The sequence below is a fragment of the Kluyvera sichuanensis genome, from assembly GCF_040930405.1.
GTDB lineage: Bacteria > Pseudomonadota > Gammaproteobacteria > Enterobacterales > Enterobacteriaceae > Kluyvera > Kluyvera sichuanensis.
In genome coordinates this window covers 3,650,279-3,661,571 of the sequence record NZ_CP162271.1, presented here as the reverse complement: position 1 = coordinate 3,661,571, position 11,293 = coordinate 3,650,279, and the positions used below count along the sequence as shown (strand labels likewise).

The window sequence follows — 11,293 nt, the reverse complement described above, 5'->3', positions numbered from 1 at the left end:
GAGAGCACGTAAGCTATTGAGGTAACTTACTCACATTAGCTGGCACAAGGAGCCGTCATGAAAATTTCCCGCGTGGGAGAAGCGCCAGACTATCGCTTCTCTCTGGCCAACGAACGTACGTTCCTGGCATGGATCCGTACCTCGCTGGGCTTCCTGGCGGCAGGCGTTGGGCTCGATCAGCTGGCCCCGGATTTTGCCACGCCGGTGATTCGTGAAACGCTGGCGCTGATGCTGTGCCTGTTTGCGGGAGGGCTGGCGATTTATGGCTATCTGCGCTGGCTGCGTAATGAAAAAGCGATGCGCCTGAAAGAGGATCTACCCTACACCCGTAGTCTGCTGGTTATTAGCCTGATTCTGGCGCTGGTCGCGGCGGTGGTGATGATTCTGGTGTTCTATGGTGGATAACCGCAAGGCCCGCCGCGAGGCCGACCCAGGTCTGCAGCCGGAACGTACTTCGCTTGCCTGGTTTCGCACACTGCTTGGCTATGGCGCGCTGATGGCGCTGGCGCTAAAGCATAATTGGCATCAGGCCGGTGGGTTGTTCTGGGTGTCAATTGGCGTACTGGTTATCGTCGCTATCATCCTCTGGCAGTACACCCGTAATCGGAACGTCATGGACGTCACCCAGAGCGATTTTACTCAACCGCGTGCGGTACGTGATAAATTTTTGATCTCCCTCGCTGTGTTGTCACTCGCATTGTTGTTTGCTGTTACCCATATTCGTCAGCTTGTTATTTTCATAAAGGATTTTGCATGACAGGACGTCACATTGAAGCCGCCATCGCGTGCTGTAGTCCCAATGGCACGATGATGTCAGAGGGGACACTGCGTAGCATGGTGAGCCGCCAAAACTGCCTGCAGCCGCAGCACTGGTATCGCGAGCTTCGGCAAACGGGAACGACTTCAGTGCAATTAATTCCGCAGATAGAAAGGGATGCGTCAGGCAAACTCAGCGAGGGATCGGTGCAGCCGGAAGAGTGGGGCGCGTTCCTCTGCGCCGTTTTTGATCTCTGGGTGCGGGAAGATATCAGCACAATCCAGATTCAGCTTTTTGAATCCACGCTCGCTATCTGGCGCGGTTATTCCCCTCAGATAGCCAGCAATGCGGATAACCCATGCGGTGAGTGTTCTGTGTTGCGCTTCTGTCACGGTACCTGCCCTGAGCCTCCATTTTCTGAGGGTAAGAACGCGCTCTGCGAGGGTTATCGTCGCTTCTTCACCTACAGCGAACCACACATGAAAGCGATGCGCGATCTCCTTAAACAGCGACGCTCGCCGATGGAATTGATGGTGATGTTAAGTCAGGCTGAATAAGCTTTCTCTGTTTGCCAGACGGGTCTGCCAGATGGCAAACAGGTCAAGGTCTCCGCTGCGTATTCTGGTATCACTATCTCTTCACTGTGATGACGCATCTGGAGTGTCTATGCCGCTCGTGCTGCCCCGGGAAACCCACTTTCACCATCCGCTGGAAAGCGTGGTGTTTCACTTCTGGCACCCGGAAAAAAATATCAGCCATGAACATACCCACGAATACTGCGAGCTGTTCCTGGTCGGTCACGGCAGCGGCATCCACGTCATTAATGAAAAGCCCTGGCTGCTGAGCAGCGGAACGCTCTGCTACCTGAACCGCCAGGATTACCATCTGTTTGAAGAGATGAAAGATTTACAGCAGGTGAACCTGCTGTATCTGGGGCGCGATAACTTTAACTTTATCAAACAGATCGATTACCTCCTGCCACAGGAGGGCGAGAGCAACGTCTGGCAGGTGGATGTGGGCATTATGCAGCGGGTGTTTGAGCGCCTCGCCAGCCACAATGAAGCGGAGTTCAGCGATAAGCTGCTGGCGGAAAGCCATAAAGAGATGATTTTTCTCGAAGTGTTGCACACCCTGAATCTGTGGCGCTACAAAACCCAGGATTTTCACTCCAGCGAAGACCGCATCAGCCAGGTGCTGATTCGCCTCAACGGCCAGTGGCAGCAACCGCTCGACCTTGACGCGCTGTGCCACGAGTTTGGCCTTTCCCGGCGCACGCTACAGCGCGGGTTTAGCGACTACACCGGCGTGTCTCCTCAGCAGTATCTGGCGCGCGTGCGGCTATTGCAGTCCCACTATCAGCTACGCTTCACCAGTGATTCGGTGAATGATATCGCAGTTCGTTGCGGATTTGGCGACGTTAGCTACTTTTCTCGTGCTTTTCGTCGCCAGTTTGGTGTATCACCGAATCAATGCCGCTAGCAGCCTTTCGCCAGATACTGTGCCATCTCCTCATCCGGCACCATGCCACCGCCGGTGGCCCATACCAGGTGGGTGGCGTGATTGAGCTGTACTTCGCTTAATCCTTGCAGCTTGCGGTAGTCCGCCGATGCACAAACCCGCTGCGGCCCCGCCATTCCGGCGAGCGCCGAGGGTTCCAGCTTAATCGCTTCTTCCTGCACCAGCCAGCCAAGCATATTGTACAAACGCTGATCGTCAACGGTGTACACGCCGTCGAGCAGGCGCTGCATTGCGCGGCCAACAAACCCAGACGCGCGCCCGACCGCCAGGCCGTCGGCGGCGGTGACGTTATCGATACCCAGTTCCTGCACCGCAATGCCGTCGTGCAGCCCGGTATAGACGCCAAGTAGCATGCACGGTGAGTGGGTCGGTTCGGCAAACAGGCAGTGAACGTGATCGCCAAAGGCCAACTTTAGCCCGAACGCCACGCCACCGGGACCGCCGCCCACGCCGCAGGGAAGATAGACAAACAGCGGGTGATTGGCGTCCACCACGCGCCCTTGCATGGCAAACTGTTCCTTCAGACGCTCACCGGCCACCGCATAGCCGAGAAACAGGGTGCGGGAGTTTTCGTCGTCGATGAAAAAGCAGTTCGCGTCTGCCTCGGCGGCTTTACGCCCCTGTTCCACCGCGACGCCGTAATCCTCCGCGTACTCCACCACGGTGACGCCGTGGCGGCGTAGCTTCGCTTTTTTCCAGGCGCGGGCATCGGCGGACATATGCACCGTGACCCTGAAACCGAGACGGGCGCTGATGATGCCGATCGAAAGCCCGAGGTTTCCGGTTGAACCGACGGCAATGCTGTACTGGCTGAAGAACTGGTGGCATTCCGGGGTGAGCAGGCGACTGTAGTCGTCGGTGATGGCGATAAGACCGGCAGCAAGCGCCAGCTTTTCCGCATGGGCCAGCACTTCATAAATACCGCCACGGGCTTTGATGGAGCCAGAAATAGGCAGATGGCTATCTTTTTTCAGCAGCAGTTCGCCGAATATGGGCTGTTGATACTCCTGCGTCAGCCGCCGCTGCATCGCCGGAATAGCCACCACCTCGGATTCGATAATGCCACCCTGCGCGGCGGTTTCCGGGAAAGCCTGCGCCAGATAAGGCGCAAAGCGGGCAAGGCGATCGTGTGCATCGGCAACGTCTTGCGCTGTTAGCCCAACATAGGGAAGCCCCTCGGCAAGCGAAGTGGTGGCAGGGTTAAACCAGGTGGTCTCTTTCAGCGCGATAAGATCCGCCAGCAGCGGGAATTGTGCGATTAACGTTGCAGGTTGCATTAGCCGGTCTCGTGTTGTTCTGTTGGTTCTATTGAACAGAAAACCGGTGAGGAATGACAAGCGATATGTGGCCCGATTTCCCGGCGTTACGTTGCTTGGCCGGGCTACTCATCTACAAGTAGCCCGGCCAGGCGTAGCGCCGTCGGCGTTATGCTCCGATATCGACCACTTCCAGCAGCGTTGCCGCCGTTTTCTCACCGTGCGGCACATCGCGGAAAATCGGCAGCGCCTCCCAGCGTAGCCAGTAGCGGTTTTGCGGGCGGTAATCGCTGTTTTGCGCGGGGATTAACTGCACTTGTGCCAGTGGCGCAATGCCCTGCCGTGGCTGACGCAGCGCCTCTGGAAGCGGCGAAACCAGCGGTCGAGAATCTACCACCCTTAGTTTCCGGTCATCAATAATCCACACCCCGCTTCCGGCCCAGACTGAGGTCCATTCCACCTCGAGTTGACCGTTGCCAATCGCGCGCGGTGCGCTGAGCGTCACGTCCGGGGGGATCGACCCGCCGCCGTTAAAGTCCCAGCGAAAATCCCATTGGCTAATCTGCGTTTTCTGCCAAATCCCGGTGCCATCCGGGCGAGCCAGCCAGGTCTGCGACAGCCCTCGGTCATCATAACGATGGTAAATCAGCACCGGGCGCGCCTGATTATCAAAGCCCACCTCCTGCACCATATTAATCAGCCCGCCGCCGATGCCCGCGTCGTCGACAATCTCGCCCTGATGGCGGGCAATGGGCAGCGTGAGCGGCGTGCCGTCTGATTTTTCCCAGCGCTGAAGGTCGCGGCTGCGCGCGTACGAGAGGTTATTGTTGGTCTCGCAGTGCGGCGTTTCGCGCCACATCCACACCATGTGCCAGTAGCCGTCCGGCCCCAGCAGCGGCTGGCGGGCGTAGCCGTTGCGCGCCCCTTCGCCGTTGAGCAGCGGCGTCTCCAGCAGGCGTGACCACTGCTGACGCTCGGCATCGAAAATGTTGTACAGGTCATCGCCGTTGCCGCTGCAGCCGTCGCGATAGCGGAACAGCAGGCGGCCCTGCACGTCCTTAAAGAACACCGGGTAGGTGGCTCGCGCTTCACGTTCGCCGGTCATCGCGGGAACGCACTCCAGAGTGGTGACGTCGAGCGGCGTGCGGCTGCGGAAGTAAATGAGCGGATCAACGTGCATATTGCCGGAAAGATGCAGGTACCCGGCACTATCTACCGCCATCGTCAGATAGTTGTGCGAATCAAACTCGGTGATATGCGAGTAGCGTTCGCGCTCCGGCAGCCAGAGTCCCTGCGGCTGAAACGTCTGCCACGGGCCGTCGGGCAGCTCGCGCTGGCCCACGGTGATGCGGTGTTCTGCATCATACCAGGCGGCGAACTGGTGGTTGTCGTGATTAATCAGACAGTAAAGCACGGTGAAATCTGCGCAGGCGTGGGCCACGGGCGCAACAACGATATCGGTCATCAGACGGTCTCCGGACGGGCAACAAAAGATTTTTTACGACGCAGGAAGAAGGCGGCCAGCACCAGCGCACCGATCGGATGCAGCGTCGCGCCAGCGTATATCGGCATCGAGTAACCGAAGTGGTCGATGATGGTGCCGACAAAGCCGTTAAAGATAATGGAGGTCACGCCGCCCAGCGCGCTCATCACGCCGATAGCGGTAGCGATGGCCACGCGCGGCGCCAGCCCGCCCATCATGATGGTGGCCATGCTGAGCCAGGCGGTGCACATAAAGTTAATCACCGTCATGATAGCCACCGCCGCGTAGGCGTTGCTGATGGATGGCAGCAGGAACACCAGCGGTGCCAGACAGGTGACGGACCAGATAATGGTTAAGCGAGCGCGGGTGGCGTCCATGCCGCGCGCTACCAGACGGTCTGAGGCCCAGCAGACTGCCAGCACGCCAAAGACGGCAACCAGCGGCGGCAGCCACATCAGCTTGCCGACTTCAGCCAGCGTCAGGCCGATTTTTTCCTGCATAAAGCCGACCTGCCAGTACTGATAGAAAAACCAGAACGGGTCGGTGAGCAGGCGAGCAATCAGCAGCGCCCAGATAGGTTTTGAGGTCAGCACCATCTTGTAGCGTTCAACCAGCGGCACGCTGACGGCGCTCACCTGCACCGTGTCCTCGGCGGCAGGCGGCGTTTTACGGCTGGAGAGATACCACATCACCCCAACCACCACGCCCGCTACTGCCGGGATAAAGAATGCCCAGCGCCAGCCGGTAGAAATGGTCACCCAGGCCACAAACGGCGGTGCCAGGATCAGCCCCAGAGACTGGATAATATTGGTGAGCTGGAAGGCAAAGGCGCGCTGCTCGGCGCGAAACCAGGTAAAGACCGCCAGCGTCAGCGCCGGCACAATCCCGGACTCCGCCAGCCCCAGCATGACGCGCCCGACGATAAGCCCGGTCATCGAGTGCGACAGGCCGGTAATCAGCGTGGCAATCGACATCAATACCATCAGGGCGCACAGCACGTAGCGGCTGCCGAAGCGGTCGACGATGCCGCCGACGAAGAAATACATGAAGGTGTAGGGGATCATAAAGGCGCTGATCAGCACCGAATAGTCGCTGTTATCCAGCCCCAATTCCTGCATCAGCGTGGTTTTGAGGATGGAAACAATTTGCCGGTCGAGCGAAAAGAAAAACAGCACGCAGCCGAGGAGCAGAAGCAGTACCCAGATGAGTAGGGTAAAACCACCGCGGCCGACCGATTTTTCAGCCTGTTGCATTGTGTTCTCCGGTTTATCGTAGGGATACGAGATAAGCCGGAGTATATCGGGGGCGTTTAACCATCGTGGTGGCAGGAGAGCGGAGTGTGATGCGCGGCAATACGCTTTGACCTGAGACGCCACAACGGCGGGTTATGTGGCGTGATAGTCATGTTGCCTGAGCGCTAGCCACGCGGTGATTATGGTTTGAAGCAGGCGTTTCCCAACGGGATATATTTCTTGTTAGCGACAATAAACTTTCGATTCTTCGCATTCACCGAACCGTCCTTAAATTTTTCACCGGGCAGCATATAGAATTGCCTGGAGTGTTCATCGTCGCCGTCGCACCCTTTCTGGATGATGACCCTGAAAAAAGTATTGCCGCTGTTTTCAATAACCCCCTGATTTTCATCAACGCTGTACTTCAGGCGCATGTTGCGAGGGCGAACGATCAAAAAGGTACTCATCGACGTTACGGGTAAGACCTGCAGGTGATGGCCGGTATCGTTTTTCGGAAACATTCGAACCGGCGATTCTTTGAAAATGACCCGGTAGTAACGCTCGACATCGTCTTTTGGCCCACGATAGTAAAGTTTGAAGTATTCCGTGCCGTGCGAGCTAATCGAAAATTTCAGCGGTGCCCAGAGGAGCTCAAGCTCGTTAGCGTTTACGCGGTGCTCTCCGTCTTTACCTGGCTTATCGATTTTAAAGGCCGAAACGGTGTAGAGATTCGTTCTGTTGGTATCGTTATAGATGGGCCGTGAGACGAATTCTTTATCAGACGGTATGTCATTCACCAGTGAGTCAAACCATACCGCATGGGCCGGTTGGGTACAGATAATCGCCATCAGTACCAAAATGAGAAAACGCTTAGCCATGGCTGCTCTCCTTAACATATCGTCAGCGCGGTTAATTCACGCCAATCCAGGTTGCCGTGGCCACAATTTCCCCGCTCGCGCTGACGGTGCCCATCCAGTCTTCCCCCGAAACGGTAAACTGGGACCGTGAGTCGTTCATCGGAAACAGCAGTTTTACGTTGGTGGTAAAAAAGTAGCTGTCGTCGAGATTCGCATTCCAGGCGGTTTGTACCCATTTGGCGTTGGTGATATCAATGGGGTTTTCTGTACAGCTATTACGGGCGGTTACGGTGGCGCCTGACGACGATGTGTAGCTCAAGTAGGCGGGAATCGGTACGCTGAGGCTTTCATCCGCTGAGGTAAACAGGCAATAGGGGACATCTCTGATACGTACGCTATCACCTTTTACCTGCACGTTAATGCTGTCCGCCTGGCGTGAGGCCGACGTTGTGATGGTGTATTCGAATTCAATTGGCTGATCGCTATCAATCTTTCCCTCACGCGTAGGGTGTGAGCTACCATCTGCCGAGACGATGCTGATCCCATATTCTTTAGGCACAATGGTAATGCGGTTTGACGGCGTAAACTGGTAATAACCTGATTCGCCGACCAGGTCGTTTTCGAAATTAAACGTAAATAGCGAATCTCTATTTGTCAGATCGTTGCCTTTTGCCAGCGCTTGCTTAAAAAAGCTGGTGGTAAGAAAGAGATAGATGGAATCACCGCCGGTGGTGATAATTTTATTAAAGTTGGTGTTCTGCGTAGTGTAATTATACCAGGTACTACCGTCGCCGCTGAAACGGATATCTGAGTCAGCCGTTGGCGTGAAGCCTAACATGTTAGTGTCAAGCACCATCGCCATATCCAGATAGTTAGTGACTGCCGCGCTTTGCTGGTAGGTATAAGAGACCATTTTACAGGTCACGCCGTCGACGTTATTCACTTTGGTGATTTGGCAGAGATTTGACCCTGGCGCAATGCTTGGGGTGCCGTCGCTGGCAATCCATATTTCAGCTATAGAGTTAGTGCTGTTGAGGGTAAGGTGGGCTATCTTATTCAGCGTGAAATTATATTCGTACCAGGCGACCGCGCCGGTCGTCACGTCCTTACAGCGGGTGCCATCGCTGTAATCGTAGTTCGTGGTGGTGTGGCACCAGTTAAGTTTAAAGGTTTCGCTGGAGCCAACCGAAAGTTTACGGAAATATTCGTAGGCTTCCGGGCTAAGTGAACCCAAACCATAGTCACCGTTGTAAATAGAGTTGCCTGCCTTGGTATGATAAAAACCGTTATCGTCAATGATTTCACCCGCGATATACCCTGAAGATGGACAGGTATTCCCACTGGTCATACAGCGAAGGCCCTGAAAAGGACGGGAAATCGACGAATTTTCAATCCACATATCAGTATATGTATTGGGTGAGACCCAGCCTATGTAACCCATATACCCCAGACTCACCTGAGCGGTGGAATAACGAGTCCACATATTCGCGCCGCTAAAACGTGGGTCCAGCGCGTTCGGCGTGACGAAATATTCGTTATCGACGTTGTTTTCGATAAATAAAAAGGAGTTTGACCCGGAACCGCTGTTTCCTTTTGTGGCAGCCTGTGCAGAAGAGGTGAACACCAGGCCGAACGCCATCGCCACGGCATATTTCCAGTAATTAGTAGACATCGTCTTGTTCTCCTGTACGTGAAGCCGTGAGTGCTTGCGTTGCGCATTGAATATCGCCCACCCAGACGGCACCGCGCGCTTTTTGCAGATCCAAATCCGCTTCACAAACGCCGCCACGGGCGTCAATCAGCGTAATAATGGGGTAGCGTTTATCGACATCCATGGCGAATTCGCCCTGTTTGTCGGTGCGCGTTTTACCAATATGGTTGTGCACATCGGTGTTGGCATACGCCGTGCCATCTGGCTTACGCATGCGGCCAAATACGGTGACGAGTTGCTTCACCTCTGGATTCAGCACGCCGACGTTACCGGGATAAAGCACAAGTTTGTTACGGCGACCGCTGACGATATCAACGCTATCTTCAGCGGCTTTATCGTTCATTAACTCCACCTGATATTCCGCATACGGCGCCAGGCCGATAAAGTTACTCTTCCCGGTCAGCGGATAATTACGGCCGTTGATCTGGGCGAGCATTTTCCCGCTTTCGCTAAAGTTGGTATTAATCACCACGCCTGAGCTTTGAATTTCTTTGCCCAGATTAAAGCTATCTTTCGTCCACGCGATGCTGCCGTGGGAGCTCAGGTTATAGTTGGTGCTGCCGCCTGATGCGCTTGAAACGGACAGGGTTCCGGCATTGTATTTCGTGTCATAGGAGACATAACCGTTACCCGATAGATCATCTGATTGGTAACTGTCATAACCGCCTTCGCTGGATTTAAGCCGTTTAGATATCGACGCACCAACCTGGGTAATCGCGCTGTCGTCGAAGCTTTTACGTACCGTGGCATTGGCGAGTAAATTACCGCTTTCGCTGGACACGCCCGCGCTCAACCAGGAGGATAATGGCAATGAGAAATCAAGGTTGATGTATTTATCATTGACACTATTTCGGTCGTCGTAGTAATAGCGCTGAACCCCTGCACGTAACGCAACGGTTACCCAGCGATTGGTAAACAGCGTCTGGCTATAATCAACGTTGGTGTATTTATTTCCTTCGTATTTGTCATGCGTCCGGCTGACGGAAATGTTGCCTAACCAGGGTGAAAAATGACTCAGGTTAGCCGATGCCCCTAACGAGATATAATGGCTGCTTTGCATTGGCAGTCTGTCGCCAATATGGCTCGCCTGACGCGCAAGCCAGATATTCCCGAACCCGCCGGGGATTGATAAATTCAATGATGTGGTGCTTTGTCTGCTGCGGTCGGTCGCCACCAGCGTCTGTTGATTCAGCGTGAGGTTGTTATTCAGAACAACGTCGGCTTCAACTTCGGCCACGCCGTTGTTATCAAAGCCATACAGGGTGGATTTGAACGTAACGCCGGATAGCAGCGGCAGTGACGTTTCTGCGGCTACACCCGCGATCCAGGTATTCTTCTTCCCATAATCAATATTTTGATGATTACGGTAGTCCATTCGATTGTATTCCAGCATGCCGCTAAAGATTTGCCAGGCGAGATTGCCGGTTGCGCTGGATTTACGGGAGAAGGTCTTATTTATCTGGGCGGTACGGCTATTGACCACTTTACCATTAACGACAATCTGCAAATCGACGGTATAGATGCCAAACGGCAGCGTGGAGGTATCAATCTCATAACTCCCCATCGAGAAGTTTTGAATGCTCAGGAGTTTTCCGTTGCGAAGCACGTGAACTTCCCCTGCAGCGGGCAGAAATACGGTAATCGGAACCAGGGTGAGCGAGGTATTTTCAATCTGGGTGCTACTTTTGTTACCCACGCTGGCGCCGTAAATGCGGCTGGAGTTAAGGGCGCTCATGCTGGCGATTGATTGTAAATTCCAGGTGTCAACCATCCCCACGGCGACGCGGTGGCCCTGGTAATCGCGTTCATACATGGCACGGTACAGCTGACTGTCGCTGTTGACGGTACCAAGCCCGTAAACCGTCCCATTCAGGTTAAAGTGGTGCTCGCGTATCGACGTGGTATTATCAAGGGTGAAATAGTTACTGGTATTATCCCCGTTCCCATATTTGTTGTAATAGGTCCCCATCGTATAATTCAGAATATTTGACAGATGCTCTACCGTCGAAGCGCTTAAGGTATTGGTGCGTGGTATAATCGCCGCCGATAGCGCCTGCTTATTTACCATCAACTCAAGGTAAAACGATCGTGTATCCAGGGATAACGATGCGTTTTCATTGAGAACGATTTTATTATTCTCGCTAAGCGGGGCTGAATGGACCTTGCCGAGTAATTCTTTTATCTGTGGTGAGAGTTCCGTTTTATTCGGCATCTCGTTAAGTTCAATTTGATTAACGAGAAGGCTGCCTTTTTGCGCCACAATCACCGCGTCGGCGATTTTCTGTCGACTACGAGACAAACTATTATCTCCGTCGTAACGAATAAATACCGGGACAGTCATCCCCTGCTGCAATGCATTAGCAAATGCGGCTGGGACAACGTAGTTGTTCACTTGAAGAGATTCGGCATAGCTATTAACAGAGTAAAGTAACTCAATTAATATTAGCCCTCTTAGATATATTGATTGGCCCATGGCTTA

10 protein-coding genes are annotated in these 11,293 nt (G+C 54.3%); 4 read left to right on the top strand and 6 right to left on the bottom strand.

All coding sequences use genetic code 11. The annotated features are described in order from the left end of the window. The first annotated feature begins 57 nt into the window (after positions 1–57). The 4 genes from AB2B48_RS17625 (at position 58) to AB2B48_RS17610 (ending at position 2,236) form a co-directional block, all read left to right on the top strand. Positions 58–405: a YidH family protein gene (locus AB2B48_RS17625; protein WP_185668138.1), complete on the top strand. Its 348-nt coding sequence runs from the start codon at positions 58–60 to the stop codon at positions 403–405. After that, the gene (locus AB2B48_RS17620; protein ID WP_185668137.1) at positions 395–757 is read left to right on the top strand and encodes a DUF202 domain-containing protein; all 363 of its coding nucleotides are present in this window, start codon (positions 395–397) and stop codon (positions 755–757) included. Before AB2B48_RS17625 ends, AB2B48_RS17620 begins: the two co-directional genes overlap by 11 nt. Beyond that, entirely contained in the window at positions 754–1,314 is a 561-nt protein-coding gene (locus AB2B48_RS17615) for a radical SAM protein (RefSeq protein ID WP_368299737.1), read from the top strand. Before AB2B48_RS17620 ends, AB2B48_RS17615 begins: the two co-directional genes overlap by 4 nt. A gap of 109 nt (positions 1,315–1,423) precedes the next feature. Then, on the top strand, positions 1,424–2,236 hold the full coding sequence (locus tag AB2B48_RS17610; RefSeq protein WP_368299736.1) for a helix-turn-helix domain-containing protein: 813 nt from the start codon (positions 1,424–1,426) through the stop codon (positions 2,234–2,236). Here the strand turns inward: AB2B48_RS17610 and dsdA are convergent. The 6 genes from dsdA to AB2B48_RS17580 all read right to left on the bottom strand — a co-directional run bounded on the left by dsdA (position 2,233) and on the right by AB2B48_RS17580 (position 11,287). After that, the gene (gene dsdA / locus AB2B48_RS17605) at positions 2,233–3,552 is read right to left on the bottom strand and encodes a D-serine ammonia-lyase (protein ID WP_368299735.1); all 1,320 of its coding nucleotides are present in this window, start codon (positions 3,550–3,552) and stop codon (positions 2,233–2,235) included. The two genes, AB2B48_RS17610 and dsdA, sit on opposite strands and share 4 nt — an antisense overlap. Positions 3,553–3,700: 148 nt before the next feature. Further along, on the bottom strand, positions 3,701–4,996 hold the full coding sequence (locus tag AB2B48_RS17600) for a BNR repeat-containing protein (protein WP_368299734.1): 1,296 nt from the start codon (positions 4,994–4,996) through the stop codon (positions 3,701–3,703). Continuing rightward, a complete protein-coding gene (locus AB2B48_RS17595) occupies positions 4,996–6,267 on the bottom strand; it encodes an MFS transporter (protein WP_368299733.1) in 1,272 nt (423 codons plus the stop codon). Before AB2B48_RS17595 ends, AB2B48_RS17600 begins: the two co-directional genes overlap by 1 nt. Positions 6,268–6,446: 179 nt before the next feature. Beyond that, positions 6,447–7,124, bottom strand: a complete 678-nt coding sequence (locus tag AB2B48_RS17590) for a molecular chaperone (RefSeq protein ID WP_368299732.1) — start codon at positions 7,122–7,124, stop codon at positions 6,447–6,449. Positions 7,125–7,155: 31 nt separating this feature from the next. Next, complete coding sequence (locus tag AB2B48_RS17585) at positions 7,156–8,775, bottom strand: fimbrial protein (protein ID WP_368299731.1); 1,620 nt, start codon at positions 8,773–8,775, stop codon at positions 7,156–7,158. Further along, the gene (locus tag AB2B48_RS17580; RefSeq protein WP_185668131.1) at positions 8,765–11,287 is read right to left on the bottom strand and encodes a CS1-pili formation C-terminal domain-containing protein; all 2,523 of its coding nucleotides are present in this window, start codon (positions 11,285–11,287) and stop codon (positions 8,765–8,767) included. The genes AB2B48_RS17585 and AB2B48_RS17580 overlap by 11 nt, the downstream gene beginning before the upstream one ends. Between the last annotated feature and the right edge of the window lie 6 nt (positions 11,288–11,293).

Bases quoted from the DNA above. Each gene is read 5' to 3' on its own strand.
- AB2B48_RS17625 (WP_185668138.1), top strand. From the start codon at position 58: ATGAAAATTTCCCGCGTGGGAGAAGCGCCAGACTATCGCTTCTCTCTG.
- AB2B48_RS17620 (WP_185668137.1), top strand. From the start codon at position 395: ATGGTGGATAACCGCAAGGCCCGCCGCGAGGCCGACCCAGGTCTGCAG.
- AB2B48_RS17615 (WP_368299737.1), top strand. From the start codon at position 754: ATGACAGGACGTCACATTGAAGCCGCCATCGCGTGCTGTAGTCCCAAT.
- AB2B48_RS17610 (WP_368299736.1), top strand. From the start codon at position 1,424: ATGCCGCTCGTGCTGCCCCGGGAAACCCACTTTCACCATCCGCTGGAA.
- dsdA (WP_368299735.1), bottom strand. From the start codon at position 3,552: ATGCAACCTGCAACGTTAATCGCACAATTCCCGCTGCTGGCGGATCTT.
- AB2B48_RS17600 (WP_368299734.1), bottom strand. From the start codon at position 4,996: ATGACCGATATCGTTGTTGCGCCCGTGGCCCACGCCTGCGCAGATTTC.
- AB2B48_RS17595 (WP_368299733.1), bottom strand. From the start codon at position 6,267: ATGCAACAGGCTGAAAAATCGGTCGGCCGCGGTGGTTTTACCCTACTC.
- AB2B48_RS17590 (WP_368299732.1), bottom strand. From the start codon at position 7,124: ATGGCTAAGCGTTTTCTCATTTTGGTACTGATGGCGATTATCTGTACC.
- AB2B48_RS17585 (WP_368299731.1), bottom strand. From the start codon at position 8,775: ATGTCTACTAATTACTGGAAATATGCCGTGGCGATGGCGTTCGGCCTG.
- AB2B48_RS17580 (WP_185668131.1), bottom strand. From the start codon at position 11,287: ATGGGCCAATCAATATATCTAAGAGGGCTAATATTAATTGAGTTACTT.